The sequence below is a fragment of the Shewanella japonica genome, from assembly GCF_002075795.1.
Lineage (GTDB): Bacteria > Pseudomonadota > Gammaproteobacteria > Enterobacterales > Shewanellaceae > Shewanella > Shewanella japonica.
This window is the reverse complement of sequence record NZ_CP020472.1, coordinates 1,312,436-1,338,735: the sequence shown is the minus strand read 5'-3', so window position 1 is coordinate 1,338,735 and position 26,300 is coordinate 1,312,436. Positions and strand designations below refer to the sequence as shown.

Genomic DNA, 26,300 nt, shown 5'->3' with positions numbered 1-26,300 from the left:
TTAGAGCCTTATATGTCTGAAAGTCATAATCAAACTGAAGCCAGTACTATTAATAATGTTGCTGAAACCGATGACACCAATACCGTCGGTTTCAGTTACATTAAAGAATATATCCTTGATAAATCTCATTTTGAAGAAACCTACGACCAATCTGTCGAAGTTAATTTAAGTCCCAAACGGTATCTCAAAGCGATCGCTTTTACTGTTGCAGGATTTTTAATGACATTCACCGATGTGACACCTTATCTTGCCTACTTTTTTATTGGTTTAGGTGGCGTTGAAGCATTACAGGTTCGCTTTAATCGCGCATGGTGGCTAATGAGACAAATGATCAGTAAGTCGGCCAACAACCCCGTTACTATTACGATTAATGAGCAGGGAATACATTCTAAATCTAGCTATATTGATCACCTTCTTCCTTGGACAGATATCTGTCGTGCTAAAGAGACCGATGAAGGCTTCTTATTAACCACTCAATCATTAAAGCATTACATTTCTAAGCGTTGCTTAAATGATGCTGCCATAGCGTTTATTAATCTAAAACTGAACTAAAACCATTTTAAGCTGACTAAATAACGTACAAGGCTACCTATGAGCGTAACGAGGTTAAGTCATTAGTAAATTTAAGTGGATAAATACTTCACATTATTTGTCCACATTTTAATGAGTTAACAATGAAAAAAGATGTCACTGTGGCCTTAAACCAATAATAAGTTCTCAAAGGACAACACATGAAAAAGCCAGCTTTTTATACATTCATTTCATTATCACTCATAGTGAGTTCAGCCAGTTTAGCCAATAATACGCAAGCGCCAATTGATATTGTTAATTCACTTACTGTCGCCTGTGAAACAACAGCAACAGAAGAACAAGTGGATAAAAACGAAAGGCAACAGTTTGTATCTGATTGCATCAATGCTCAACTGATTGAAATGGGCTATCAACGCCAACGTCAGCTAGCAAAAACAGATGAGACAAAAGAAAACATTTAACCTGTAAAAACATTGATATAGCCAAAAACAAACCAACTCACAACCTAAACAACACCAAGCAAACATAAGTATCAGTTTGTATCAAATCAATTAAACAAATTTTTCATTGATTAAATAGGTGTTAAAGTGGCACCTATTCATCGGTTTAATTGATAAATATAGGTTGTTTGTTTTTGATGTATCGATTATTTTTTGCCTTATTTGTATCACAATTTATTCTTTTTCCTGCCATTGCGGATGAACCTTGTCAACTTGACGGTGATTGCGTTGTTGTAGGTGAATGGGATATTAGTGTTGCAGTTGGCTATGGCAATAAAACTAATCCTATTGCCAATTACGACGATATTCCATTATATGTAATACCATCAATAGCTTACTATGGTGAAAGCTGGTTTTTTGACAACTTTAATTTTGGCTATACCCTTACAGAACAAGAAACCTTTACCATCAACTTAGCAACAAGCTATAGCGATGAACGCGCTTTTTTTATCGCTGGGATCCTTCTAATATCTTTCTTCCTCAATCTGCTAATACTGACCCAGTTTCTTCTCTACCTAATATTGGAGGGTTTGGAGTACAGAGTGTTGAGCAACCCGTTGTTTTAAATGAACTTGAAAGTCGAAACTTCACCGTATATGGTGGTGCTGAATTATTTTGGTATGGCCAGTTTGGCGTGCTGAAAATCGCAGCCGCTCATGACTTACTGAATGTCCATAACGGGCAAGAAGTAAATATTAGCTGGAACTATTCTTTAGCTGTGAGTGATTGGCGTTTTGATCTCACTCTAGAAACTGAATGGAAAAGCGCTGAAGTCATTGATTATTACTATGGTATTCGCCCCAGTGAAAATGCATACTGGAGTGAACAATACCAACCAAGTTCAGGCTGGAATAAAGCAATAGAATTAACAACGCGATACCGTATATCAGAGCGTTGGGACTTATTATTAGCTTTGCGCCATGCTCTACTTGCAGATGAAATTATAGACAGCCCAATAATAAATGAAGATTACTCCAACTCCTATTTTGCAGGAGCTGCATATAGGTTCTAACCTTGTTCCTCAAAGAACATAAGGTCTATCACCTTTTCGGTATATTAATACTGATTATTAGTGCTTTCTTTGCCAAAGCTGATACGCTTATCGGGCAAGCACAGCTTTCGGCTACGCCTCGTTTATGTCTTATTGATGCAAATGATAGTCTTTGTGAAATTGACATTGAGCTAAATTGGCAGGTCGAAAACGAACAATTGGTTTGTATCCAGTCAAATTACCAACCTATTGCTCGCTGGTGTAGTGATTCAACTGATGAACACTCGTTGCAAATATCAGTAAGTACAAATGAAGATATTCATTTTGTCTTAATAAATAAAAGCAATAATAATAAACTGGCGGAAGTAATCCTAAAAGTCACAAAAACGTCTGAACCCAAAATTCGACGACGTTACCGAAACCCTTGGAGTTTATTTTAATGGCAACCCCCCATCAACTCATAGAGTTTTATTGGTTGAAGATGATATTCGTCTTGCCAATTTGATTGTGGACTATTTAAAGTCACACGATATGCACGTTGAAGTTGAGCGACGTGGCGATACCGTTCTAACACGATTAATTAGTTACAAGCCTGATATTATTTTACTGGATATCATGCTACCTGGACTTGATGGATTAAGCCTTTGTGAAAAATTACCTGACTATTTTGCAGGTCCAATTTTATTAATGAGCGCATTAGGCTCACCTGAAGATCAAATCAAAGGATTAGAATTGGGTGCTGACGACTACGTAGTTAAGCCTGTTGACCCTAGTTTATTAGTAGCTAGAATCAATAACTTACTTCGCCGTCAGGCACAACCTTCAAAACCTGAGTCACACTGTTTAAGTTTTGGTAAATTAAGTATTGATCCTCATACTCAAGCTATTCGCTTGGGGAATACGGAAGTAGATCTAACTAGCCATGAGTTTGAGTTATTATGGTTATTAGCCTCACAAGCGGGCCAAGTGTTGAGTCGTCAATATATTTACCAATACCTGCTTAATATTGACTTTGATGGTAAAGATAGAAAAATCGATGTCCGTATTTCGCGTTTGCGTAAAAAGCTAGGCGACAGTATTGAGACACCATTCAGAATTAAAACTGTTTGGGGACAAGGTTATTTATTCGCGCCGGAAGCGTGGAATAACTAATCGAGTTATAGAAGACTTTGAAAAGACTCTTCATCAGCCTATACCTATTATTAAGCTTAAGCTTTTTAGGTATAGGCTGGACTTTAGATAGCCTCTGGCAACAACAAGTCGACGAACACGACAACATAGACTCGCCTTTAATCGCTTTTGCCCTTCTATTGGCGCAACAACCTAAAGCTGATCGACAACAGCAGCTAGAAGCGATCATCGAAAAATACCCATACCCCTTACAACTATTTGAAAAACATGAAATAGCACTCAGTGCTGAAGTGGTGTTCTCTGACAATCAGATCATTACCACCACAGCAGATAAAGATCATGAACTGCAATTCATTGCTGTAGGCGATCAAGTCCTGATGGCTGGCCCTGTGGATGTTGACCCTAGGGGGCAGCTTAGAAACTTGTTCACCATTTTCTTTTATTTATTACTCGCATTTGTTGCGCTAATTTGGGTTTGGCCTTTATCAAAAGACCTTAAAACATTAAAAAAAGCGACCCAAAACTTTGGTGAGGCCAAGTGGAACACTCGCATTGAACTTAATGCAGGTTCACAGGTTGCACCACTGGCCAATACATTCAATGATATGGCAAAACATATCAGTGACTTAATTGAGAACCAGAAACACCTATCCAATGCAGTATCACACGAGATAAGAACCCCTTTAGCGAGATTAAAGTTTGCTTTAGCCCTTCTACCTCAATACTGCCTTCCTAAAAGTGATGCAGAGCGCAGACAAGCTTTTCTAGATGAAATGCAGTTAGACATAAAAGAAATGGAAACCTTACTGCAAGAGCTATTAACCTATGCAAGTCTTGAGGTTCAACTAGAGCCGACATTAGAAAAATGCGAGCTAGTGAGTCTTACAGAGGATCTCGTCAGCCGCCTGCAGCCATTGAATGAGAAACCTACTCACTTTCATCACTCTATGAATAACATGGGTATTATGGCGGAAACATCGCTTGTCGAGCGAGCGATTCAGAACCTAGTGACAAACGCACAACGATACGCCAACACCGATATTCATATCTATCTAAGTTATGATGAAAGGCAAGTCTATTTAGCGGTAGTTAATGATGGTGAAGCTATCCCAGAAGAAGATCAGCCTAAACTTTTTGAGCCATTTTATCGCAGTAAATCTCAACATAAAGGCAATAAAGGACACGGATTAGGCTTAGCGATTATTAAACGAATAATGCAGCGCCATAAAGGACAAGTGAAGTTAGAAAGTGACCACAAGGCCACGACTTTTACGTTAATATGGCCAAGGTAAATCAAACACCTCAACGAGTTTAATCTAACGAAAAATCCCCAAAATCAAGGTCATCATCTGGCTTTTCATCAAAATCAAATTGAGGGTTAACTTCGGCTTGCTGCTGTTTTACCGCTATTTGATGCGCTTTATATTTTGCATATTGCCTACGACGTTTACGCTGTATACATAAGCGAATAATATTGTGCTTTTGCGCGTCACTAAAATGAAGCCAGTTAAAACGTTCATCTCGGTTTCTTAAGCAGCCCACACAATATCCGCGCGCATCTGTTTGACACACACCTATACACGGACTGGGTACCGACAGAAAACTGAGTTGCTCCATAACCTCTTTCGTATTGCACAATAATCATTCTAACTTAGCATTAAATAAGCAGATTGCCATATAACTAAACAATTATTCATCAATTAATCAGTAGCATGCCATCGCTAACATTGGTTAAAGCACTGAATTTGCATTAAGCTAACAGTAAGTTTATGAACAAACTGCCGTTAAATTAATAACTACATTGTGCTTAAAACATTTCATTAAAGCATGAGTTGCAGTCTGAAACGTTCGAATTAATGGAGAGTCTATGTTTTATCGATATATGATGTTATTTACCATGCTACTGTGTCTTGGGGCTTGCCAAAGCACCAATGTTCAGTCTGATTATGATACCAAGTATGATTTCTCTGATCTAAAAACGTTCCATTTCATTGATACGCCAGATCAAGGCGATCCACTAAGCGCTGAACGCATTCGTGCAAATATTCTTTCTACTCTCACAGCTAAGGGGTTTGTTGAACAACAAGAAAACAGCGATTTTACTGTTAGTTATGGCTTTTTAACCAAAGATAAACCTAAAAGCTCTGGGTTATCGATTGGTTTAGGTACTGGCACCAGTGGGAGCCACGGTGGTGTCGGTGTGGGCACCAGTATGGGGATCCCAATCGGTAGTGACAGTGCGAAAATCCAAGTTATTCAAGTAGATATCATCGATACAAAAGAGAACCGCCTTATCTGGCGTGGAACAGATGAGTTTGATTTTGAATCTGGCGGCGACGAGAAAGTCGTAGAAACCAGTAAAACCATCACCAATATACTTGCCTTATTCCCCCTAGCCCAAAGGTTAACTAAGCAGCCAAAGTGTTAAAACAACTTCAAGGTACTTAATCAAAAACAAAAAGTCCGCATAGCGCGGACTTTTATTTTACTGCTATAAGGTTATCTCGTGACTATCCATTATTGTGCTTATTCATTATGGCGCTGGTTTCATTATCGTCACTATTTACTATTGCCATGATTGACTACTATCGTCAGTATCAGAAAAATAGCGGTTAATGACCTTCAGCAAACAAGTAGTTCAACCAACCTTGCATACGCAGTAATACTTTACGAATAATCGATACATGAGTGAAATGCTCTGTATAAATGGCCGATTGCCCAGCGACACCCGCAGGTAATGTTCTAAGCAATTCATTTTCATCGTCAAGCTCAATCAATACCAGAGCACGACCACGCTGGAACAATTGATTAGAAGACCTAAGTGCCCCGCCAAACTGTAACTCACCTTCAGCCATTGCTGGTAACACCTTAGCTACTCGGCCTTTATGAACAACCCCTGGCATTGCATCTAAAATAATTTCAGCTTCATCACCCTCTTTGAGACGTAATAATGAGTTTTGCCAAAACGCACCAGCAAAGTATCTATCTTCATCAGGTATAAACGTCATCGCAGGTCTAAGGGGAATAGGCACTGCCATTACACCAGGACGAAGAGCCATTTGCGTCACAACACCGTCAACGGGTGCACGTACCTCTGTACTGTCTAAATTAAATTGCGCCTCTTCTAGTTGCGCTTGAATAACCGCAACATCGGTATTCACCCCATCAATATTGGATTGATAAGCCAATCGATAGCGAATTTCTTCTGCTTCAGCGGCTTTAAACTGTGCTTCAGCAGATAAATATGACTGACGTTTGTTATCGAGTTCAATTTCTGAGAATGGCGAGTTTTTACCACCTTTTCGCTTACCTTCATCATAACGTTCAAAAGCTGATTTCGCTCTATCGCGATTAGCTTCTGCTTGAGTTACACGAGCAATAGCACTATCCCAAGATGCTTTTAGTTGCGGTACTGCTTGCTTAGCATCTTCTAGTGCAGCTTGCTTTTGTTTAACCGCAGCAATAAATGGTGTCGGGTCTATTTTAAATAAAACATCGCCTTTCTTCACTGGAATATTAGGCTTCACATTCACTTCAACCACTAATCCACGCACAGCAGGGTTGATTGGAATAGATACAAAGTACTCACGTGCAAAACGAGTATAAGGGTGGTTGTAGTTCATTAAGATAAGCAGTGTACCAATTAACACAATACCGCCTAATACTGCTGTCGGTACTGTCCATTTGGTTAATGGAATCTTAAATATCTTGAATATTGCTACACAAAACGCGGTGTAAGTTAAAATCAGTAGTAGATCCATGATTACACCTCTTGCTTAGGTTGTTGTTCTGTCGTGTTTTCTGAAACCTTGTCAGTTTTTGGCGTCTCAATAGAGGCTAAGCGCTGATTTAAATCTTCAACCTTTTCCATTAACTCGCGTACCTCACCTTCAAGAATTAACTCTCGCTTTTTACCATTACTAAACCCCCAGCCTCTATCTTCACGATACAAGGTTGCCCAAATCCATAAAAATGGCCAAATAGCATGCATGGTAAAAAGACTCACCCAACCCGCTATATGCAATGCATCCTGCTGAGGGTGATTACGTTTCTTGGCAATTTCATAGGGAATATCATGAATTGCAATCACACCGTAAAAAATCACTAGCGCTACAAAAAACAGCAGCCCTAATGCAAAATAATCCAAAAACATATGACTCTCCTATCGACTCATAGCCAGAAAACCAACCAGTATTGTTTTAAGTTAACCTCACCAATTCGCAACTAATTAGCGCAACACAAACACAACCTCAAGATAACACATGAATATCAATAAAATAACTATAAAACACTGTTTATTCGTTAAAAAAATAACTCTTTTCACGTGATCTTTTACACATTTATAGGCTTTGCTAATCAATCAAGTTTGAATACAAGTTAACATTCTGCAGCAAACTCCCTACAGGCTTCCTAGAAGGTAAAACAATGAACGCGAAGACCCCATTAGATTTTGGTACTGCCGGTACTGAAGGTGCGATTAAAGCTATGCTGCTAGGATGTGGTGAACTAGGCAAAGAGGTAGCAATTGAGCTACAACGATACGGAATAGAAGTGATTGGTGTAGACCGTTACCCTAACGCACCAGCCATGCAAGTGGCACACCGAAGTCATGTGGTAAATATGTTGGATGAAGCGGCGTTAAAAGCTGTCATTGAGCTAGAAAAGCCTCATCTAGTCATTCCAGAAATTGAAGCTATTGCTACTCAAGCTTTAGCGGAACTTGAAGCCACTGGTATTAATATCATCCCTACAGCCAAAGCAACGCAGCTGACGATGGATCGAGAAGGGATCAGACGTTTAGCAGCTGAAATCTTAGGTATCCCGACTTCACCTTATTATTTTTGCGATACCTTAGCTGAATTTACTAAAGCAATTGAAGATATTGGCTTGCCTTGTGTGGTAAAACCCGTCATGAGTTCATCAGGCAAAGGCCAAAGTGTGATCAAATCAGCACAGCAAATTGAACAAGCTTGGCAATATGCTCAAGAAGGCGGCCGTGCAGGCGGTGGGCGCGTCATTGTCGAGGGCTTTGTGGATTTTGACTATGAAATTACCTTACTCACCATCAGTGCAGTCAACGGTATTCATTATTGTGCCCCAATTGGTCATCGTCAAGAAGACGGTGATTACCGTGAATCATGGCAACCGCAAGCCATGTCAGCCATTGCATTAGCAAAATCGCAAGAAATCGGCCAAGCGGTAGTCAAGGCATTAGGCGGCTTCGGCTTATTTGGCGTTGAATTATTCATTAAAGGCGATGATGTGTATTTTTCAGAAGTATCTCCTCGTCCACACGATACCGGACTGGTGACGTTAATTAGCCAAGATGAATCAGAATTTGCGCTACATGTACGTGCGATTTTGGGCTTACCTATTACGCAAATTAAGCAACATGGTTCGAGTGCTTCTGCAGTCATTTTAGCTGAAGGTAGCTCAGATAATATTCGCTACCAAGGCGTTGCCAACGCATTAGTTGAGCCAGATACTCAAGTTAAGTTATTTGGTAAGCCAGATATCGACGGCCGCAGAAGATTAGGCGTTGCATTAGCTAGAGATACCGAGATTGATTTAGCAATAGCTAAAGCTAAACGAGCAGCTGCAAAAGTAAACGTGATTACCTAGGGCTTGACGATTTATGGCCTCTCTCTTGCCGACATTGAGCTTACTGGCATTAACTAAGTGACATTAGCTAAATGACGGTAGCTTTAAAATTAAAAAAGCCTAACATCTGTTGTTAGGCTTTTTTATGATTGTTGCTTATCACTACATTTTGCAGACTGTGTTAATTTATCCTGCAAAGTCTAGTTAACTTGATGACAAGGCTTGCCCTGTAAAAATCGCTCTATGTTATTAGCCGCTATTGTTAACAGGTTTTGTCTAGCTTCTATCGTCGCCCAAGCAATATGCGGAGTAATGACAATATTGTTAGCTGATAATAAGGGGTTATCTTTTGCCGGGGGTTCAGTCGAAAGCACATCCACAGCGGCAAATAACTTACGCTGATTTAGCGCTAATGCCAGTGCATCCTCATCAATCAAACCGCCTCTAGCTGTGTTGACTAATAACGCACCAGGTTTTAACAAACCTAAACTCTGACTGTTAATGAGTTTATCTGTCGTCTCATTTAGCGGGCAATGCAATGAAACAATATCAGCTTGAGTCAGTAATAACTCTAAGGGCTGCCAACTTACATTAAGAGGTAAATTGGTTTTCTTTGAGCCACTAGTAATAATGACGTTCATATTGAATGCTAAGGCCAATGTAGCAACCTGTTGACCAATATCCCCATAACCCACAATGCCAATGGTTTTGCCTTTTAGTGACATTAATGGCGATAAGGTAAAACAAAAATCTCTCGCATTCGACCATTGACCTTGCTTAACCGCCTCATCATGCAAAGACACTTGCTGGCTATGCTGCAAAATAAGAGCAAACACCATTTGCGCAACTGCATCAGGACCGTATGCTGGCACATTCGTCACAACGATATTACGGGAACTGGCCGCAGTCATATCAACGACATTGGTTCCTGTTGCCGTCACACCGATATATTTAAGCTTTGGGCAATGCTCAATAACCTTGTTCGTTATAACGGCTTTATTGGTTAGTATTATATCGGCATCACGACTTCGAGAAATGATTTGATCATGTTCAGTGTGCTCAAACACCTCTATATCCCCGAACTGTGAAAGCGCATCCCAACTTAGGTCGCCTGGGTTAAGCGTATAACCATCAAGCACTACAATTTTCATACTCGCTCACCCACCTATAATTTTACAGTGCTTGAATTTAACCGTGCTAAAAAGCGTTTTTAGAATCTAACCTCTAAACCCACATTCGCTTGCCCTTGCCACATAACATCTCCCGAAATATGCCAAAGACATTCATTAGGACCACAAAGGAAGGTGTTATCGGAATTTATAAAGGTGGCATAACCTCTCACATCAGCAAATAAAGCAACTTGTGGAGTTATTTCAAATGCTGCACCGCCACCAAATCCCATTGAAAATCGCGTTTCAGATGAGTAGTTACCGCTTGGTCTAAGATGAGTTGCACCGACAGTGGCAGTGACATAAGGTTTAAATTTGCCATTAGGGAAATATAGACTGCCACCTAAATGGAAATAATCGACATCCAGTTCATTAAAAATTTCATCACTAAATGCGCCACTTCTAACATCTGTCGCTTGTGTACTATAAAGGAAGTAGATATTGCCAGGATCTTTTGTGGTTGTACCTATCATGACACCATAGTGCTCTGATTCTGATATTTTTAGTTTGCCAGTTTCATCGGTACTCACTTCTGAAATATCAAATTCAGATGTACCAAAACTGTAGCCGCCAAAAGGTGATACATATATCTCGGCACTTGCAGGCAAAGCCGCAGCGGATAAAGATAGCGCGCAAATAAAAGAACGTAATTTCATGTGTAACTCCATGTACAACAACCAATGTCATAAGCAAAACACGGTAAATACCGCATTAATCGAATACTAACGCATCCCTCTTGACGCTTTAACCGTTTCATACGCAGATTGAATATCTTGGGCTTTAGATTTAGCAAGCTCCATCATTTCTTCAGGTAAGCCTTTTGCAAGTAACTTATCAGGGTGATGTTCATTCATTAATTTACGATAAGCACGCTTAATCTCTTGGTCACTGGAGGACTCCTGCTTACCCAGTAAAGAATACGCATCATCCAACTGCATATTGTTGCCTTTGCCTGATTGGTGATGATGAAACTCAGCTTACCAACGACTAAGTAGTGCGTCTAAGTGAGCTTGCCCCAAACCTAACTCTTTGGCAACTGTGGATAAAATTTGTTTTTCTTTACTGTGTAATTCACCATCTGAAAGCGCTGTTTGAATTTGTATTTCTAAAAACATTTGTAGAATTTCACGACGGCCTTGCGCCATAGCTCGAAATTCTTGCAAGGTTTTAACCAAATCAAATTGTGCATCTCGACCAGCTCTGAAGGCCGCTTGTGCATCACGCCTCGCATCACCGGTGAGCTTCATTTGATCCATCAACATAGTAGCAATGCGAATATCCACATCGGTTACGTGTCCAGATGCTTTAGCAACATGACCCATCACCATAAATGTAGTGTTAAAAAATTGAGCTTGCCTCTCATGACCTTTGCGCACTAAATCGGCCAACCCTGCCCGTTTATCAAAAGCATGCCCCAGCCATAAACCGATTAAAGCGCCAAAAAATTTGCCCGCCATAAATCCAATGACAAACCCAAAAAACTTACCCCAAATGCGCATTGAATTTCCTGCTAATTAATCATGGTAAACATGAGCTCACCATGTAATGAATTTATTGATTCTCAATATAATGTGTTAACTGTGTTAATCGCTCGATTGTACCGACATCACACCAATAGGATTGAAAGTGGCTCGCCGCCAATGTTTCACTCGCTAGTTTTTGCCTTAACAATGGTCCTAAACCACTTTTACCCGCTGTTAGTTCTGTGAACATCTTAGGGTGATAAATTCCCATACCTGAATAGGTTAATTTGTCCTGTTCACTTTCAGCTAGCATATTGTCTATTATAGCAAAATCCCCGCTAGGATTATGCGTAGGATTATCCACTAACCACAAAAAAGCATCTAATGCTGAATTTGACGCCATCACATCTTTTGCCTGCGTTATATCAGGTAACTTATCGATATAAATATCACCATTAATAACAAAAAACGGCTCATGACCGATAAGAGGCAATGCCTGCTTAATACCACCTGCCGTTTCCAGAGCTGTTTGCTCGGCACTGTATTTAATTGTTATGCCCCATCGACTTCCGTCGCCTAAACTGTCGACAAGCTTATGCCCAAGCCAGGCATGATTAATAATAACGTCTTGAAACCCTGCTTGAGCTAATTTGTCTAAATGGTACTCAATTAATGCTTTTCCAGCCGCCTTTACCATTGGTTTAGGTAATGTGTCAGTTAAAGGTCGTAATCTCTCACCACGGCCAGCAGCTAAAATCATTGCTTTCATTCTATCTCCAACAAAATAGATAACTTATTAATTCGCTACTGATTTCTTTACTTTGATATCAGAGGGATCACTCGCTCTTTAACCCATAAGCCAAACTCTTCTAGCTGAGGATAAAGCGCCGAGACCTCGACGATATAAGTGAGTGTTAACGGAATATCTTTTAAATAACCTGGTTTTGCATCTCGGTGATGTAACCTTGCAAAAATACCTGCGGCTTTGATATGGCGTTGTAATCCCATTAAATCAAACCAAGACTCATACTGCTCAAATGACACAGACTCATCAATGAACTGATGCTGCTGACAAAGACGAAAATGAGATTGCTTTAACTCATCAACGATGTCTTTTGGCCATTTGATATAGCAATCTCGTAAAAGAGACACGGCATCATAAGTCACAGGGCCTATCACTGCATCTTGAAAATCAATCACACCGAGTTGCTTATCCACCAGTAAAATATTGCGGCTATGATAATCTCGATGCATGCCGACATGTGGCTGAGCGATAGCATTTTCTATCAGCACACTAAATGCGTGTGAGATAATTTGCTTATCATGGTCTGATAAAGTTAATTTCAGATGTGTTCCTAACAGCCATTCACTAAAAATCGCTAATTCACGTTCAACAAATTGACGATCATATAAAGGCAGCTCACCAGAGGCGGTGGCTTTGACTTGCGCAATTTTAGGTAGTAATCCGAGTGCTTGAGTATAAAGCGGCTTAACTGTTTGCAGGTTTAACTGATTAATTAGCTGCTCATCACCTAAATCAGACTGCAAAACAAATCCTGACACATTATCTTGAGCAATAATTTCAGGTACAACTAATCCGACTTTTTGATACGAAATTGCCATATCAATAAAAGGTTGTATTGGCACAAGCTCGATCGGTGAATCTGAGACTATATAAGACTTTGCTAAATGTTTAACTCTAAAATAACGGCGAAAACTTGCGTCTCCACAGATTAGTTCTATCTCGACTTCTGTCTTAAAATATTGACTTAACCACTTCCTAAGTAAAATAAATCTTGTATCAGATAAAGTCATCTCAATGGCTCTTATGGGAAAATTGCTTTATTATAGCCAACATAACACTTGGAAACAGCTAAAGATAACTTGTTTAGCTGCGGCTTTTTTTCGATTCATTTTGTCTAGACTAAGAATTCATAATCATTAATTAAAATGCAGATCCGCTATTTTCTGGCACTAAGCCTGTTACCAAACCTAGTCTCGGCGCAAGAACCTTCTGAAACAGAAACGGTTCAACTTCAATGTGTGATTCAACCGCCTGTTTCTAGCTCTGTTGATGACCGTCAACAACTGACTAATTTATCTCCTGAAGATATTGTTATCATTTCTGATCGCTCTGAAGCTGCTATGGGTGACAAAGCCCACTTCTCCGGTAATGTGAGCTTTAGTCAAGGTTCAAGACACATCAGTGCAGACGAAGCAGTTCTTGATCAACGAAACGAAAAATTAGATGCCAACGGCAATCTCATTTTTTCGGACGAACTGTTTACCGTTACCGCTGATTCATTAAATGCCCAAATGGTTACCAATAGCGCAACCTTGAAAGGCGCTAAATATTGGTTGCACGGCCAACAAATTCACGGTGATGCAGAGCAACTCAACATTACCGAGCAAAATAACTTAGAGTTAACCAATACCAATTTCACTACCTGCCCTGTTGGCGATGAATCTTGGCTATTAGAAGCCAAAGAAATTCGCATTGATAGCACTGAAGAGTGGGGAGAAATTTGGGAAGCTAAAATGCGTATTGGCGGTGTGCCTGTGATGTATATTCCTTACATGACAGTTCCCGTTTCTGATAAGCGTAAATCTGGTTTTTTATTTCCAGATTTTAGTACCAGTACAACTAACGGTGTTGAAGTCAGTACCCCTTATTACTGGAATATCTCACCTGAGTTTGACCTTACTTTCACCCCAACCTATATGTCAGCTCGCGGCTTTTATTCAAAAACCGAGTTCCGTTATTTAGCGGGTGAGAATCAAGATGGTCAATTAAACTTCGAATACTTAGCTAATGACGATAAATTAGATAACAGCCCAGACCGTTACCTTTACCATTGGCGTCATCAAGGTGCCATCAATGACAACTGGCGTGTTCAAGCTAACTTCACTGATGTATCAGATAACAACTATTTCAATGATTTGAATTCTGACGTCAACCGCTCAACTGACAACCAATTATCTCGAGTGGGTGAAATAAGCTATTTTGAGCGAGATTGGGATTTCGGCATGAAAGTCCAAGACATTAAAGTTTTGGGCGAAGATGAAGTGCCTTATCAAGTCATGCCACAACTTAATTTTAATTACCAAACCAATGACTTTTGGAACAGTTTGGACTTTAAATTTAATTCAGAATTGACCAATTTCCAGCATAAAGAAAACGAATATTCAACTGCAACCCGCTTCCATATGGAACCAAGCATTAGCTTACCTATTCAAGGACCAGCAGGCTCTTTAACCAGTGAAGTTAAACTAATGCAGACACAATATTGGCAAGATATTGCCGATGATAGTGACCTAGATGACTCCGTTAGCCGTACTATCCCTCAAGTCCGGGTACATGGCCAAGTTAACTTTGAGCGTCAAACTCAAATGTTTGAAATGGATTATAAACAAACACTGGAACCTCAGTTCCAATACTTATATGTAGGATATGAAAACCAAGATGGCATTGGTATCTATGATTCTGCACAACTCCAGGAAGATTACTTCGGATTATTCCGTGATAGACGTTATTCAGGGTTAGATAGAATTGCTGATGCTAACCAAATGACTTTAGGATTAACAACACGCCTATTTGATGACGCTAACATCGAGAAGTTAAAGTTTAGCCTAGGCCAAATTATCTTCTTCCAAGACAGTAAGATTAATTACACCGATGAAAATATTGAGGCAGCGCCTTCAACCTCAGTATTAGCAGCCGAGCTTGATGCCAACCTTTATAACGATTGGTTTGTTAGTGGCGCAGTTCAATTTGATACTGAAAACGGTGATACCAAGAAGAGCGAAATGACACTCGATTTTCGCCCAAGTAATGATAAATTACTTCAGTTCAGTTATCGTTACGTGCCAGATTTATTAAATACCAATACCAACGATAGAGTGAATATTTCTCAGCTTGGTATGCGTACGACCTGGCCTATCAATGATGACTTTTACTTTGTTGGTAATTTTTACTACGACTTGAACGAATCTCGTAGTATTGAAACTTATACTGGGGTGCAATACGAATCTTGTTGCTGGGCAATGCGCCTAAGTTATCATTACCGTATTAAAACCAACTACGATGATGATTTAAACCCGAGTGTTGATGCTCGTGAAGAATTTGAAAGTGGTGTTTATCTAAACTTTATTATTAAAGGCTTAGGCGGTTCAGGTCCATTAGGGGTTGAAGATATGCTTAACGAAGGGTTATTTAACTACCGTAAACCGCTTTACTTAAGGAATTAGCCATCATTTATCCATCAATTGTGATAGATTGCTGAACCTAGTGGAAAACAAATAGTCCTAATAAAAGTTAACAACACTATTTTGGCGAAACGCCAACAATAATTAGAAATTTAAGTGCCAAGGATTCTGTGGATGAAACACTGTAAGAAAATGATTTTTGCTTTATTTACTCTGGCGGTTAGCCAAGTATCAGTTGCGGCGCCTGTTCAGTTGGACAGAGTTGCTGTGCAGATTAATGAAGGCATTATACTCGAAAGCGAAATCAGTCACATGGTTACCTCGGTTAAAGCCAATGCGCAAAAAGCCGGTCAAGGTCTTCCTTCTGACAACGCACTGCGTACACAGGTTATCGAGCGACTTATTCTAACGCATTTACAACTACAAATGGCTGAGCGAATCGGTCTATCTATTGGTGATTTACAGTTAGACCAAACCATTGAAAACATCGCAAAAGAACAAGGTTTATCTGTTAGCCAAATGAAACAACAGATTGAAAGCGAAGGTATGAGCTTTGCTCAATACCGCGAGCAACTACGTGAAGAAATCACCCTAGGTGAAATTCAACGTATTCAGGTTCAACGCCGTATTCAAGTATCACCGCAAGAAATCAATAACCTAGTAAAAATGATCCAAGAACAAGGTCTTAAAGACGTTGAGTTCCAAATGGGTCATATTCTTATTGAAGTACCAAGCAATCCAACAAGTGAGCAACTTGAAGCCTCAAGTAAACGTGCCAACATCGTGTTAAAACGTCTAAATGATGGTGAAGACTTCCGCCGCACAGCAATTGCATCATCGTCTGGTCCTAAAGCACTTGAAGGCGGTATCTGGGACTACATGAGCATTAATGAAATGCCGACATTATTTGCAGAAGTCGTCACTGATGCAAAAACCGGTGATGTTATTGGGCCAATTAAAAGTGCATCAGGCTTTCATATTATTAAAATCATGGATGCTCGAGGCTTACAAACTCAAGAAATTAATGAAGTTCGCTCTCGCCATATCCTACTAAAGCCTTCGCCAATTTTGTCAGAAGAACGTGCTAAGGCGATGTTAGAAAACTTCCTAACTCAAATTCGTTCTGGTGAAGCAGACTTTGCTGACCTTGCTCGTCAATACTCTGAAGATCCGGGTTCAGGAGCAAAAGGCGGCGAATTAGGTTGGGCTGAACCAACTGTCTACGTACCTGAGTTTGCACAGACATTAAATAGCTTAGAAATTAACGAAATTAGTGAACCATTCCGTACAACTCATGGCTGGCACATTGCTCAGTTAGAAGAAAAACGTACAACGGATGCAACGGATCAGTTTAATAGTAATCGTGCTCACCAATTGATTTATCGTCGTAAGTTCAACGAAGAACTGCAGAACTGGTTAGACGAAATGCGTTCTGAAGCTTACATTGAAGTTTTTGAACCAGAGATTATTCGAGGTTAAGCTAACTTAATGACACAACGAATTGCGATAACACCGGGTGAACCGGCAAGTATCGGCCCCGATCTCGTTATAAAACTTGCTCAGCAGGCTTGGCCTGCTGAGTTAGTTGTTTGTGCAGATCCTGATTTATTAATCAGCCGAGCTAAGATGTTAGGCTTGCCGCTTAAACTTCGTCCTTATCAGCCAACGCTTGAGCCAAAACCTCAAGAAGCGGGCACATTAACCATTGCACCTTTCACACTGGCTGCTGAGGTTAAATGTGGTCAGTTGGACGAAGCAAATAGTGCTTATGTCGTTGACACCTTGCGTTACGCTGGTGAAAAAAACATGAGTAATGAATTTGCCGCTGTTGTAACAGGCCCTGTACATAAAGGCATTATTAACCAAGCGGGTATTCCGTTTAGTGGTCACACAGAGTTCTTTGCATTACAAGCAAATTGCCAAGATGTGGTCATGATGCTTGCAGCACCAGGCTTACAAGTGGCATTGATGACTACGCATATTCCTTTAGCTTATGTTGCTAAAGCGATTACGCGCGATCGTTTACATCATATTATTCAAATTTTGCACCGCGAATTAGTGCAGAAATTTGGTATTGCTTCACCTAAAATATATGTTTGTGGACTAAATCCACATGCAGGTGAAGATGGACACTTAGGTAGAGAAGAAATTGATATAATGATCCCGGCTTTAGATGAGCTGAGAGAGCAAAATATTGATATTGTAGGACCGTTACCAGCGGATACCTTATTCCAACCTAAATACTTACAAGAAGCAGATGTGGTTCTTGCTATGTATCACGACCAAGGACTTCCAGTACTTAAATCATTAGGTTTTGGAAAATCGGTTAACATTACCTTAGGTCTTCCGTATATCAGAACCTCTGTCGATCATGGCACTGCATTAGAACTTGCAGGTACAGGTGAAGCAGATTGCGGTAGTTTTACCTGCGCATTAAATAAAGCCATTGAATTGGCCTCAAAAGTAAGTAAATAATTTTCCAATGAGCAATAAAGTACATTTAGGCCACACGGCCAGAAAACGTTTCGGACAGAACTTCTTAACTGATGAAAGCGTCATCAGTAGAATTGTGGGCGCAATTTCTCCTGATAATGATCATGTCATGGTCGAAATTGGCCCTGGTCTAGGTGCATTAACTGAGCCTGTGGCTGAAGCCGTTGATAACTTAACCGTGGTTGAGTTAGATAAAGACCTCGTTGAGCGTTTAGAAAACCACCCTGTATTAAAAGATAAGTTAACCATCAATCAAGGTGATGCGCTTAATTTTGACTTTAGCCAACTGCAGCAAGGTGATAAAAAGCTCAAGGTGTTTGGTAACTTGCCATACAACATATCAACGCCACTGATGTTTCATCTTTTCGAATTCGCTGAAATTATCGAAACAATGCACTTTATGCTGCAAAAAGAAGTCGTACTTCGTTTATCAGCCAGTCCAGGCACCAAAGCCTATGGACGATTAACTGTTATGGCTCAGTACTTCTGTAAAGTCGTTCCAGTATTAGAAGTACCACCTGAAAGCTTTAAACCGGCTCCAAAAGTAGATTCTGCGGTAGTACGTTTATTGCCTTTTGATGAAAAACCATTCCCATGCAAAGATGTTGATGTATTAAGACATGTTTGTACCACAGCGTTTAACATGCGCCGTAAAACATTAAGAAACAACTTAAAGCAAATGGTCACTGACGAAGAGTTTACACAACTCAATATAGACTCGTCGTTACGACCAGAACAAATCAGCGTCGAGCAATACGTTGCGCTCGCTAATTTAGTTTGCGATAAAAGTTAGTCACCTCAAGGGCATTTATATCGTTAAATGCCCTTCTGCTTTTTAGGATGTTGAATGACCTCTGTAGCCTCAAACGTCAAAATTAAAGTTGAAACAAAATACCTCGAAGATCAATCTTCAGCAGAAGATGAAAAGTACTTATTCAGCTATACCATCACTATTATCAACCTCAGTGAAATTGCCGTTACACTAAAAGATCGCCACTGGATCATTACTAATGCCAACGGTGAGACAAGCGAAGTGAAAGGACCTGGCGTAGTAGGTGAAACCCCAACCATAGATCCTGATACTGCTTATCAATATTCAAGCGGTACTGTAATGGAAACGCCTGTCGGTTTTATGGAAGGAAGCTATGGCATGGTGACAGACCAAGGCGAAAGCTTTAGTGCGCAGATCCCAACATTCAGACTCGCTGTCCCAGGAATATTTCAGTAATCCTATGGCACATTATTTTGTTGGTGATATTCAGGGCTGCTTTAAAGAACTTCAACGCTTACTTGCTGCGGTCGATTTTAACCCGTCAAAAGACGAAATCTGGGCTGTTGGGGATCTCGTTGCTCGAGGACCTGACTCACTTGCAACGCTCAGGTATTTAAAGTCATTAGATAATAGCGCTAAAATCACCTTAGGCAATCACGATCTTCACTTACTGGCGCTACACGGTAAAATCAAAAGAGCAAACCCCAAAGATAATCTCACTGAACTCCTAAATGCCGATGATTTAAGCCAGTTAATTGATTGGCTGCGTGAACAACCTTTAGTTCACACCTTGCCTTCTCATAACATCATCATGACTCACGCAGGCGTGCCGCCTCAATGGGATTTAACAACCTTGTTAGCTGAAGCAAAAGCAGTCAGCGACGCGCTAAAACGAGATGATTATTTAAAAACACTTATCTCGAAAATGTACACTGAAGCGCCTGATTTATGGGATAGTAAGGCAAAAGGTTTACCCAGATTGAGATATTGCATCAACGCACTCACGCGCATGCGCTATTTATTTCCTGATGGCAGCTTGGATTTTGCCTGCAAAACGCCAATCAGTGATAAACCTTCTGAATTAACTCCTTGGTTTGAATTCGACTCAGTCCTTAAATCTAGCCATACACTCGTATTTGGCCATTGGGCTGCTTTAATGGGAATCACTCACCAAGAAAATGTAAAGGCACTAGATACTGGATGCTGCTGGGGTGAATATATGACACTTTGGCATGCTGAAACGAATGAACAACTCACTCAAGCAAAACTAAAATAATTAATAAATTGTTAAACTAATAATAAACTTAGCCGATAAAGCTATTAGATCTCATATGATCACATAACCCTGAGCGATCTTGAGACAAATTCGGGATAAAATAATAACAGCCGGAGTATGCTATGAAAATTAATGTTGCCACCAGAGTTATTGGCGGTTTTACTGTTGTGACACTGCTTTTAATTGTATTAGGTGGCGTATCTTTACTGACCAATAATACCATTAAAGATAGTACAACAACTTTGCAAGAAGTTAGCTTACCCGCGCTGACTGCAACAGGTGAATTAACAAAAAATTTAAGTGCCCAGCAAATCCAAATTCTATTTGGTTATTACACTAATGAATCAAATAAAATCCCCGCTGTTGAGAAAAAAATCCAAATAGAGTCGAGTGAGTTTCATAAAACGCTTAACAGATTGACTGCACTGATTTCAGATAGACAAGAATTCTCAAGTAATTTATCGCAATTAAAATCTAGCTACGCTGGTTTTGAAAAGAACGGTAAATTAATGCTTAAAGAGCATGAAAATGCATTAATTAAGAATGAACAATTATTATCTTTACGTGATGATCTTGAAGACAGTGCTGACGAAGCCTCGTCTATCTTACTTGATCTGATCGATTTAGAAATGAGCGACGATACGACCGAACAAAGCATTGCAGCAACAGCAGGGGTTGTTGACAGTACTTTTATTAATATTATCACCACCATTTATGACTTAGTTGCTGCTACTGATGACAGTAAATACAATGTTATCGTTAAAGAGCTTGAGTACATGGTGAGTGACACGAGAAGAAAGATTGAACATATTAATCTTCAAGGTCGTGGCATTATCAGCGACAGTACATTAGACGATTTAAATACTGAAAGTAACGCAGTATTTGCTTTGATTAATGGTAATAACTCAATCGTTGCCCTAAAAGGACAACAACTTAAACACAATAAACAAGCTGCCAACCTATTAGCTGCAACAGACAAAGATCGTTTAGAAGTCAACGCTAAAATGTTTAGTCTCGCCGATAATATCGAAAACTTCACTAGTCACATTGGTAATAGTGCTATTGAAAATATTGATTCAGCCAGCCTCAAAACTATGTTTGTTGTTGTCTTAGCGATTTTGGTTTCTATTATCGTCAGTATTGCAGTAGTAAAACCACTAACTCGCTCACTTGCCAAGGTTAATCAAGCACTTAACATTCTTGCTTCAGGTGACTTAACCCATAAACTCGACGACTCAGGTCACGATGAGTTTGCCGAGTTAGCGAAGAACTGTAATAGCTTAGTTGATAGCTTACGAAACCTGATTGTAGGTATCTTAGATCGCTCTAATCAACTTGCAGCAGCAGCTGAAGAAACATCAGCAATTACCACGCAAACGACCAGTGGCATTCAAGAACAGAAGAGCCAAGTCGACCAAGTGGCAACAGCAACAACTGAATTAAGTTCAAGTGCTCAGCAGGTTTCAATGAGTGCTGACCAAGCCTTAGAGCAAATTAAGCAAGCTGACGAAGAAACTCAGCACATGCGTAAACTTGCAGAAGAAAACAAAGTCACTATTCTCGCACTTGCAGATGAAGTCGCCAAAGCAGGACAAGTGATTAACAAAGTTCATTCTGACAGCGCTTCAATTGGTTCTATTTTGGATGTTATTAGAGGAATTGCAGAACAAACCAACCTACTTGCACTTAATGCGGCAATTGAAGCTGCACGTGCAGGTGAGCAAGGTCGTGGCTTTGCTGTTGTTGCTGATGAAGTTCGAAGCCTTGCTTCTAGAACACAAGAATCAACCAGCGAAATTCAGCAAATGATTGAAATGCTGCAACAAGGCGCGCAACAAGCTGTATCAGTGATGGAGCTAGGACGCAGCCAAGCTACAAGTTGTGTTGATAAGACAGAGCAAGCGAATTTAGCACTAGAAACGATTAGCCAGTCAGTGCACAAAGCTTATGATTCAGGTAACCACATTGCTCAAGCTGCTCAAGAGCAAAACTTAGTGAGCCAACAGGTTTCTGAGATGCTAGAACATATTGCTGCAATATCAGAGGAAACGGCGACGGGTGCTGATCAAACTGCACAATCAAGCCATCAAGTTGCAATGTTATCTGAAGAGCTACAAGGCTCTGTAGGTGAATTTAAGGTCTAACTGCTATAGATATTCATCTTTTACTAAAAAGGCTCTTAGGAGCCTTTTTTAGTGGCTTAAACTTAATAATATAAACTCAGTTCTACCTGAGTTTATATAGTTTACTCAACTTGTCAGAATAAAAATCATATTACCCAATATGCCGAACCGTATCAGCTAAGTTATTATTTCACTCAACCACTCTTCCCCAATAATCCATCTCACTCATTAAGTTAGATTTCGATAAAGTTTTAACAGTGTCAGTGACAAGTATCTAGGGTGACTATTTATGTTGACTATCTAGGGTGACAGTCTTGGATAGCAGCCTGTGATAACTGTTTATGATAGCTAACTATTATCGGTTTCTATTCAAGCCTTTTTATATGTTTCTTTTATTTAAATTTAGGTTTCTATGCTGCTCTTGCGAACTCTTGCTAGTAAAATGAGCGAGACGATATAGCTTAGCCATAAAAAAACCGCCCAAAGGCGGTTTTTAATCAGATGTATCTGAGTTTGCTTTACACGTTATGAATACAAATACTCACAACAGTTACATAATGCTAAAGCAAGTCATTCCAACGAGATGGCTTATTCGCCACTACTGATTCGTTGTTGTACTGCAGCAGTGATTGCACTACCGCTATGACCATTTGCATTTGCCCAATCAAGAATGCTTTGTCCGTCTGCTTCAGGAGTATTTAAATCTCCAGCAGGAAGACGTTTTGCAATGTACTCACCCACTTCTAAGGCGTTAGAGTTGTATGCAGTTCTTAATAAGCTATTACCGTCGCAAGAAACACCAGTGTAAATATTGCGTAATTTTACGCGGCTTTCCTTCAACTTTTTACGTAAACGGTTTTTGTCATTAGATTTTACATAATCACAAATGTTCGCGACAAGTTGATCAGTATTCGCTTCGGCAGGGGTTGACACAAAAGATGCTGCGATTAGGGCTGCTAAGGCCACAGGCATTAAACGCATCTGACACTCCTTTTTAGGTATTTTTATTTTTGTACCTGCCATCAAGGGCAAGTATCTATTCAGGGTAACACAGGCCACAATTTAACATTATTTCACCAAAGTGTTAAAGCTATATTGCAATTGTGATTCATTTATCTCAACTACCTTATCTTTTAACGTCCAGCTACCGTCATCCCATTCAGGGAAAAAAGTATCACCATCAACCGTTAAGTCGATAAAGGTTAGATATAGGGTATCGGCCAAAGGTAAAATTTCTTTATAGAGTTGTCCACCACCAATAACAACTAATTCTTCACAACCTGTCACAAGGGCTTTTGCAGCCTCAAAAGAATTGACGCAAGAAACGCCTTCTGGTTGATAGTCGCTTTGACGGGTAATGACGATATTGTGGCGACCCGGTAATGGTCTACCAATTGATTCGAAGGTTTTACGCCCCATCACTACAGGCTTGCCGAGTGTCATAGCTTTAAAATGTTTTAAATCTTCAGGCAGGTGCCATGGCATTTTGTTGTCTTTACCGATTACACGATTATTGGCCATAGCGGCGATCATAGCGATGCGCATGTAAAATCCTTATTTGATGCTGGAGAAATTAAATAATTGGTCGAGTGCGATAGTAAACCAAAGCCGGCATAGCCAGGCCTACTGACAGCGCCCCCAGAATGAAAACTGTTTTTAACCCATTTTGAATAACCATAGTGGTGAGATCAGAACTCACCTGCTCTTGCACACTTAGCTGAACAATTGCAATTAACGTATTATACGCATAAGTCCCTGGTACCATGGGAATGATTGCTGCCACTGCATACATCAGCGGTGGAGCAAGATGTCTTTTAGCAAAACGGATGGTTATCACTCCAACGAGCGCGGCAGCAGCAAATGTCGCCCATTCAATTGGCATATCTAGGTGCAATAACAAGGTTCTAAAACTATGACCAATTGCACCAGCAAGAGCGCAATAAGGTAAAAATCGTCTTGGGACATTAAATACCATCGCAAACCCCATTGCTGGAATTGCAGAAAAGAATGCATCATTAAGTAAAGTCAGCACAAGATTCATGTGATCAACGTCCCTCCAAATGCCATCGCTAGCGTAATACCGATAACCGTTGCCAGAGTGAGTAAAGTGGCATGTCCCCAGCGAGATATACCGACATTCATATGGCCTTTGACCATATCAGAAATAGCATTTATCAGTGGGAAACCCGGCACAAGCATTAACACACTTGCAGCCATTGGAATTTTAGGTGTTGAGGTCAATTCCAAAAGGTGACCAAGTTGCGCCACCAAGGTGGTAATAAAGGCGGTGATAGCAAAAATTATCAACAGATTGAAATGTTTTTTCACTAAGGATAAACGAACCGACATGCCGATAGCTGAAGCGATAAACGTAATAAAGCATGCCGCTAAATCACCACCGAATAAATGACAGAAACTCGCACAAGACAAGCCAATCATCGCGATGACATATTTGGCTGGATACGTTTTGGGTTCGATTTTTTCTAGACGGCGTTTAACTTGCTTGTCATTGTAAATACCTTTTTCGGCCAAGATACAGATGCGTTGCACTTCACATACAATCATCATGTTAATGCCGTGCTCACGTAAACGGCGCGTCGTGGTAATACAACGGCCATGGACAAGGCTGGTCAAGACAAGGGAATTTGAAGAAATCGACAGTTCGACACTGGCTAGGCCAAGGGCTTTGCCTAGGCGCTGGCTGATCTCTTCAACAAGATCAGATTCAGCGCCATAAGCTAAGAGAAGTTGTGCACTTCGTACTACAAGACGAGTGATATCATTTTGAGTGTCGGCGTACACAATTTTTCTCTTATTTAACTCAATTTAACGTTGATAGATAATTTCCACATCATAGTCATCATCGTCGAAATCGTCATCGAAGTCATCATCGTAGTCTTCGTTAACAGATTCAACATTAGCTTGATGGTAATTATCCCATTTAAACTCGACTTCATCGTCAGGGCTGATTGATTCATCTTCGTCAGGCAATGCAGAAATAAAGTCGAGAAGTTTTAAACTTAACTCTTCAGTATTGGTTCGATTAAATGCTGACATAGTGTATATGTCACCTTTCCAATCGATTTCCTTAACGATGTGCTCCATTTTCTCAGCAAGCTCATCTTCTTGTAGTAAATCAATCTTGTTAAATACTAACCAACGCGGCTTAGCAGCCAATTTAGGAGAATATTTCTCAAGTTCAGCCACAATTGAACGCGCAGACTCAACCGGATCGCTACCATCAATAGGGTCGATATCAATAATGTGTAATAACACACGACAACGCTCTAAATGCTTTAAGAAACGAATGCCTAAACCCGCGCCATCTGACGCGCCTTCGATCAAGCCAGGAATATCAGCAATAACAAAACTCTGACCAGGACGAGGGCTGACAACACCTAAATTAGGCACCAAAGTGGTAAATGGGTAATCGGCGACTTTTGGTGTAGCACGAGAAACTGAACGAATAAAAGTTGACTTACCCGCATTCGGTAAACCTAACAAGCCAACATCGGCTAGTAACAATAGTTCCAGCTTCAGCATGCGTACTTCGCCTGGTGTACCTAATGTCTTTTGTCTAGGCGCTCGGTTGGTACTACTTTTAAAACGAGTGTTACCTAAACCGTGGAAACCACCTTTAGCCACTAACAGTTTTTGACCATGAGTGGTTAAGTCACCTAGTAACTCTTCTGTTTCAAAATCAACAGCGCGAGTACCCACTGGTACTTTTAATAACATATCTTCGCCGCCATGACCTGTACAATCACGACCACGACCATTCTTACCGCGCTCAGCGATGTAAGAACGTACAAATCGAAAATCAATAAGCGTGTTCATGTTTTCGTCTGCGACTAAAAATACGCTACCGCCGTCACCGCCGTCACCACCATCAGGACCGCCATCTGGCACATATTTCTCACGTCTGAAGCTAACGCAGCCACTGCCACCGTCACCCGCTTCAACTCTGATTTTAGCCTCATCAATAAACTTCATACATACTCCTGACACCACTTAATGTGCCAATTATAACCTCAAAAGACTGAG

The 26,300-nt window shown here is 40.3% G+C and carries 28 protein-coding genes and 1 pseudogene; 16 read left to right on the top strand and 13 right to left on the bottom strand.

The genetic code is table 11. The annotated features are described in order from the left end of the window. The first annotated feature begins 12 nt into the window (after positions 1 to 12). From SJ2017_RS05760 to SJ2017_RS05735, 7 genes are all read left to right on the top strand, one after another. Positions 13 to 552, top strand: coding sequence for a YcxB family protein (locus SJ2017_RS05760; RefSeq protein WP_080915156.1), 540 nt, complete (start codon positions 13 to 15; stop codon positions 550 to 552). A 179-nt stretch (positions 553 to 731) separates the two neighbouring features. After that, positions 732 to 992 (top strand): hypothetical protein, encoded by a 261-nt coding sequence (locus tag SJ2017_RS05755; protein ID WP_065108984.1) that lies wholly within the window; start codon positions 732 to 734, stop codon positions 990 to 992. A 176-nt stretch (positions 993 to 1,168) separates the two neighbouring features. Beyond that, on the top strand, positions 1,169 to 1,597 hold the full coding sequence (locus tag SJ2017_RS21860; RefSeq protein ID WP_276328891.1) for a MipA/OmpV family protein: 429 nt from the start codon (positions 1,169 to 1,171) through the stop codon (positions 1,595 to 1,597). Then, positions 1,501 to 2,043: a MipA/OmpV family protein gene (locus SJ2017_RS21855; protein WP_338057699.1), complete on the top strand. Its 543-nt coding sequence runs from the start codon at positions 1,501 to 1,503 to the stop codon at positions 2,041 to 2,043. Before SJ2017_RS21860 ends, SJ2017_RS21855 begins: the two co-directional genes overlap by 97 nt. Before the next feature lie 2 nt (positions 2,044 to 2,045). Continuing rightward, positions 2,046 to 2,462, top strand: a complete 417-nt coding sequence (locus SJ2017_RS05745; protein ID WP_080915155.1) for a DUF3019 domain-containing protein — start codon at positions 2,046 to 2,048, stop codon at positions 2,460 to 2,462. Positions 2,463 to 2,493: 31 nt separating this feature from the next. After that, positions 2,494 to 3,174 carry a winged helix-turn-helix domain-containing protein gene (locus SJ2017_RS05740; RefSeq protein WP_080915154.1) on the top strand — a complete coding sequence of 227 codons (681 nt, stop codon included), beginning with the start codon at positions 2,494 to 2,496 and terminating at the stop codon, positions 3,172 to 3,174. Between the two features lie 17 nt (positions 3,175 to 3,191). After that, positions 3,192 to 4,445 carry an ATP-binding protein gene (locus SJ2017_RS05735; protein WP_080915153.1) on the top strand — a complete coding sequence of 418 codons (1,254 nt, stop codon included), beginning with the start codon at positions 3,192 to 3,194 and terminating at the stop codon, positions 4,443 to 4,445. Positions 4,446 to 4,464: 19 nt separating this feature from the next. Here SJ2017_RS05735 and SJ2017_RS05730 read toward each other — a convergent pair whose 3' ends face one another. Continuing rightward, positions 4,465 to 4,770 carry a DUF1289 domain-containing protein gene (locus SJ2017_RS05730; protein WP_065108980.1) on the bottom strand — a complete coding sequence of 102 codons (306 nt, stop codon included), beginning with the start codon at positions 4,768 to 4,770 and terminating at the stop codon, positions 4,465 to 4,467. Between the two features lie 250 nt (positions 4,771 to 5,020). On the opposite strand from SJ2017_RS05730, the gene SJ2017_RS05725 reads away from it, so the two are divergent. Further along, positions 5,021 to 5,581 carry a DUF4136 domain-containing protein gene (locus SJ2017_RS05725; RefSeq protein WP_080915152.1) on the top strand — a complete coding sequence of 187 codons (561 nt, stop codon included), beginning with the start codon at positions 5,021 to 5,023 and terminating at the stop codon, positions 5,579 to 5,581. A 184-nt stretch (positions 5,582 to 5,765) separates the two neighbouring features. Here SJ2017_RS05725 and SJ2017_RS05720 read toward each other — a convergent pair whose 3' ends face one another. Continuing rightward, complete coding sequence (locus SJ2017_RS05720; protein ID WP_055024308.1) at positions 5,766 to 6,914, bottom strand: HlyD family secretion protein; 1,149 nt, start codon at positions 6,912 to 6,914, stop codon at positions 5,766 to 5,768. 2 nt (positions 6,915 to 6,916) lie between these two features. After that, positions 6,917 to 7,306, bottom strand: coding sequence for a DUF3302 domain-containing protein (locus SJ2017_RS05715; protein WP_080915151.1), 390 nt, complete (start codon positions 7,304 to 7,306; stop codon positions 6,917 to 6,919). 272 nt (positions 7,307 to 7,578) lie between these two features. Here SJ2017_RS05715 and purT point away from each other — a divergent pair, with 272 nt between their 5' ends. Further along, on the top strand, positions 7,579 to 8,775 hold the full coding sequence (gene purT / locus SJ2017_RS05710; RefSeq protein ID WP_080915150.1) for a formate-dependent phosphoribosylglycinamide formyltransferase: 1,197 nt from the start codon (positions 7,579 to 7,581) through the stop codon (positions 8,773 to 8,775). Positions 8,776 to 8,954: 179 nt separating this feature from the next. On the opposite strand, the gene SJ2017_RS05705 is transcribed toward purT, so the two are convergent. From SJ2017_RS05705 to SJ2017_RS05685, 5 genes and pseudogenes are all read right to left on the bottom strand, one after another. Further along, on the bottom strand, positions 8,955 to 9,905 hold the full coding sequence (locus SJ2017_RS05705; protein ID WP_080915149.1) for a D-2-hydroxyacid dehydrogenase: 951 nt from the start codon (positions 9,903 to 9,905) through the stop codon (positions 8,955 to 8,957). 59 nt (positions 9,906 to 9,964) lie between these two features. Next, on the bottom strand, positions 9,965 to 10,579 hold the full coding sequence (locus SJ2017_RS05700; RefSeq protein WP_055024312.1) for an outer membrane beta-barrel protein: 615 nt from the start codon (positions 10,577 to 10,579) through the stop codon (positions 9,965 to 9,967). A 66-nt stretch (positions 10,580 to 10,645) separates the two neighbouring features. Then, positions 10,646 to 11,422, bottom strand: a pseudogene (djlA, locus tag SJ2017_RS05695) (co-chaperone DjlA). A gap of 52 nt (positions 11,423 to 11,474) precedes the next feature. Next, positions 11,475 to 12,155, bottom strand: coding sequence for an N-acetylmuramate alpha-1-phosphate uridylyltransferase MurU (gene murU / locus SJ2017_RS05690; RefSeq protein ID WP_080915148.1), 681 nt, complete (start codon positions 12,153 to 12,155; stop codon positions 11,475 to 11,477). 47 nt (positions 12,156 to 12,202) lie between these two features. Then, positions 12,203 to 13,201, bottom strand: a complete 999-nt coding sequence (locus tag SJ2017_RS05685) for an aminoglycoside phosphotransferase family protein (RefSeq protein WP_080915147.1) — start codon at positions 13,199 to 13,201, stop codon at positions 12,203 to 12,205. A 135-nt stretch (positions 13,202 to 13,336) separates the two neighbouring features. Between SJ2017_RS05685 and lptD the strand changes: the two genes are divergently transcribed. The 7 genes from lptD (at position 13,337) to SJ2017_RS05650 (ending at position 22,277) form a co-directional block, all read left to right on the top strand. Further along, positions 13,337 to 15,634: an LPS assembly protein LptD gene (gene lptD / locus SJ2017_RS05680; protein WP_080915146.1), complete on the top strand. Its 2,298-nt coding sequence runs from the start codon at positions 13,337 to 13,339 to the stop codon at positions 15,632 to 15,634. 132 nt (positions 15,635 to 15,766) lie between these two features. Further along, positions 15,767 to 17,071 carry a peptidylprolyl isomerase SurA gene (gene surA / locus SJ2017_RS05675; RefSeq protein WP_055024317.1) on the top strand — a complete coding sequence of 435 codons (1,305 nt, stop codon included), beginning with the start codon at positions 15,767 to 15,769 and terminating at the stop codon, positions 17,069 to 17,071. A gap of 9 nt (positions 17,072 to 17,080) precedes the next feature. Beyond that, a complete protein-coding gene (gene pdxA, locus SJ2017_RS05670; RefSeq protein ID WP_080915145.1) occupies positions 17,081 to 18,067 on the top strand; it encodes a 4-hydroxythreonine-4-phosphate dehydrogenase PdxA in 987 nt (328 codons plus the stop codon). 7 nt (positions 18,068 to 18,074) lie between these two features. Continuing rightward, positions 18,075 to 18,878: a 16S rRNA (adenine(1518)-N(6)/adenine(1519)-N(6))-dimethyltransferase RsmA gene (rsmA, locus tag SJ2017_RS05665; protein WP_055024319.1), complete on the top strand. Its 804-nt coding sequence runs from the start codon at positions 18,075 to 18,077 to the stop codon at positions 18,876 to 18,878. A gap of 54 nt (positions 18,879 to 18,932) precedes the next feature. After that, the gene (gene apaG / locus SJ2017_RS05660) at positions 18,933 to 19,313 is read left to right on the top strand and encodes a Co2+/Mg2+ efflux protein ApaG (protein ID WP_065108972.1); all 381 of its coding nucleotides are present in this window, start codon (positions 18,933 to 18,935) and stop codon (positions 19,311 to 19,313) included. Between the two features lie 4 nt (positions 19,314 to 19,317). Beyond that, positions 19,318 to 20,133, top strand: coding sequence for a symmetrical bis(5'-nucleosyl)-tetraphosphatase (locus SJ2017_RS05655; protein ID WP_080915144.1), 816 nt, complete (start codon positions 19,318 to 19,320; stop codon positions 20,131 to 20,133). Positions 20,134 to 20,255: 122 nt separating this feature from the next. Continuing rightward, positions 20,256 to 22,277 carry a HAMP domain-containing methyl-accepting chemotaxis protein gene (locus SJ2017_RS05650; protein WP_080915143.1) on the top strand — a complete coding sequence of 674 codons (2,022 nt, stop codon included), beginning with the start codon at positions 20,256 to 20,258 and terminating at the stop codon, positions 22,275 to 22,277. A 567-nt stretch (positions 22,278 to 22,844) separates the two neighbouring features. On the opposite strand, the gene SJ2017_RS05645 is transcribed toward SJ2017_RS05650, so the two are convergent. From SJ2017_RS05645 to cgtA, 5 genes are all read right to left on the bottom strand, one after another. Continuing rightward, positions 22,845 to 23,237 carry a DUF3718 domain-containing protein gene (locus tag SJ2017_RS05645; protein ID WP_055024323.1) on the bottom strand — a complete coding sequence of 131 codons (393 nt, stop codon included), beginning with the start codon at positions 23,235 to 23,237 and terminating at the stop codon, positions 22,845 to 22,847. An 87-nt stretch (positions 23,238 to 23,324) separates the two neighbouring features. Continuing rightward, positions 23,325 to 23,801, bottom strand: coding sequence for a dihydrofolate reductase (locus SJ2017_RS05640; RefSeq protein ID WP_055024324.1), 477 nt, complete (start codon positions 23,799 to 23,801; stop codon positions 23,325 to 23,327). A 28-nt stretch (positions 23,802 to 23,829) separates the two neighbouring features. Beyond that, positions 23,830 to 24,297 (bottom strand): threonine/serine exporter family protein, encoded by a 468-nt coding sequence (locus SJ2017_RS05635; protein WP_055024325.1) that lies wholly within the window; start codon positions 24,295 to 24,297, stop codon positions 23,830 to 23,832. Next, complete coding sequence (locus tag SJ2017_RS05630; protein ID WP_080915142.1) at positions 24,294 to 25,058, bottom strand: threonine/serine exporter family protein; 765 nt, start codon at positions 25,056 to 25,058, stop codon at positions 24,294 to 24,296. The genes SJ2017_RS05635 and SJ2017_RS05630 overlap by 4 nt, the downstream gene beginning before the upstream one ends. Positions 25,059 to 25,082: 24 nt before the next feature. After that, on the bottom strand, positions 25,083 to 26,249 hold the full coding sequence (gene cgtA / locus SJ2017_RS05625) for an Obg family GTPase CgtA (protein WP_055024327.1): 1,167 nt from the start codon (positions 26,247 to 26,249) through the stop codon (positions 25,083 to 25,085). Positions 26,250 to 26,300 lie beyond the last annotated feature (51 nt).

Excerpts from the sequence above, each read along its gene's own strand:
- SJ2017_RS05760 (WP_080915156.1), top strand. The coding sequence starts at position 13 with ATGTCTGAAAGTCATAATCAAACTGAAGCCAGTACTATTAATAATGTT.
- SJ2017_RS05755 (WP_065108984.1), top strand. The coding sequence starts at position 732 with ATGAAAAAGCCAGCTTTTTATACATTCATTTCATTATCACTCATAGTG.
- SJ2017_RS21860 (WP_276328891.1), top strand. The coding sequence starts at position 1,169 with ATGTATCGATTATTTTTTGCCTTATTTGTATCACAATTTATTCTTTTT.
- SJ2017_RS05730 (WP_065108980.1), bottom strand. The coding sequence starts at position 4,770 with ATGGAGCAACTCAGTTTTCTGTCGGTACCCAGTCCGTGTATAGGTGTG.
- SJ2017_RS05725 (WP_080915152.1), top strand. The coding sequence starts at position 5,021 with ATGTTTTATCGATATATGATGTTATTTACCATGCTACTGTGTCTTGGG.
- SJ2017_RS05720 (WP_055024308.1), bottom strand. The coding sequence starts at position 6,914 with ATGGATCTACTACTGATTTTAACTTACACCGCGTTTTGTGTAGCAATA.
- SJ2017_RS05715 (WP_080915151.1), bottom strand. The coding sequence starts at position 7,306 with ATGTTTTTGGATTATTTTGCATTAGGGCTGCTGTTTTTTGTAGCGCTA.
- purT (WP_080915150.1), top strand. The coding sequence starts at position 7,579 with ATGAACGCGAAGACCCCATTAGATTTTGGTACTGCCGGTACTGAAGGT.
- SJ2017_RS05705 (WP_080915149.1), bottom strand. The coding sequence starts at position 9,905 with ATGAAAATTGTAGTGCTTGATGGTTATACGCTTAACCCAGGCGACCTA.
- SJ2017_RS05700 (WP_055024312.1), bottom strand. The coding sequence starts at position 10,579 with ATGAAATTACGTTCTTTTATTTGCGCGCTATCTTTATCCGCTGCGGCT.
- murU (WP_080915148.1), bottom strand. The coding sequence starts at position 12,155 with ATGAAAGCAATGATTTTAGCTGCTGGCCGTGGTGAGAGATTACGACCT.
- SJ2017_RS05685 (WP_080915147.1), bottom strand. The coding sequence starts at position 13,201 with ATGACTTTATCTGATACAAGATTTATTTTACTTAGGAAGTGGTTAAGT.
- lptD (WP_080915146.1), top strand. The coding sequence starts at position 13,337 with ATGCAGATCCGCTATTTTCTGGCACTAAGCCTGTTACCAAACCTAGTC.
- surA (WP_055024317.1), top strand. The coding sequence starts at position 15,767 with ATGAAACACTGTAAGAAAATGATTTTTGCTTTATTTACTCTGGCGGTT.
- pdxA (WP_080915145.1), top strand. The coding sequence starts at position 17,081 with ATGACACAACGAATTGCGATAACACCGGGTGAACCGGCAAGTATCGGC.
- rsmA (WP_055024319.1), top strand. The coding sequence starts at position 18,075 with ATGAGCAATAAAGTACATTTAGGCCACACGGCCAGAAAACGTTTCGGA.
- apaG (WP_065108972.1), top strand. The coding sequence starts at position 18,933 with ATGACCTCTGTAGCCTCAAACGTCAAAATTAAAGTTGAAACAAAATAC.
- SJ2017_RS05655 (WP_080915144.1), top strand. The coding sequence starts at position 19,318 with ATGGCACATTATTTTGTTGGTGATATTCAGGGCTGCTTTAAAGAACTT.
- SJ2017_RS05650 (WP_080915143.1), top strand. The coding sequence starts at position 20,256 with ATGAAAATTAATGTTGCCACCAGAGTTATTGGCGGTTTTACTGTTGTG.
- SJ2017_RS05645 (WP_055024323.1), bottom strand. The coding sequence starts at position 23,237 with ATGCGTTTAATGCCTGTGGCCTTAGCAGCCCTAATCGCAGCATCTTTT.
- SJ2017_RS05640 (WP_055024324.1), bottom strand. The coding sequence starts at position 23,801 with ATGCGCATCGCTATGATCGCCGCTATGGCCAATAATCGTGTAATCGGT.
- SJ2017_RS05635 (WP_055024325.1), bottom strand. The coding sequence starts at position 24,297 with ATGAATCTTGTGCTGACTTTACTTAATGATGCATTCTTTTCTGCAATT.
- cgtA (WP_055024327.1), bottom strand. The coding sequence starts at position 26,249 with ATGAAGTTTATTGATGAGGCTAAAATCAGAGTTGAAGCGGGTGACGGT.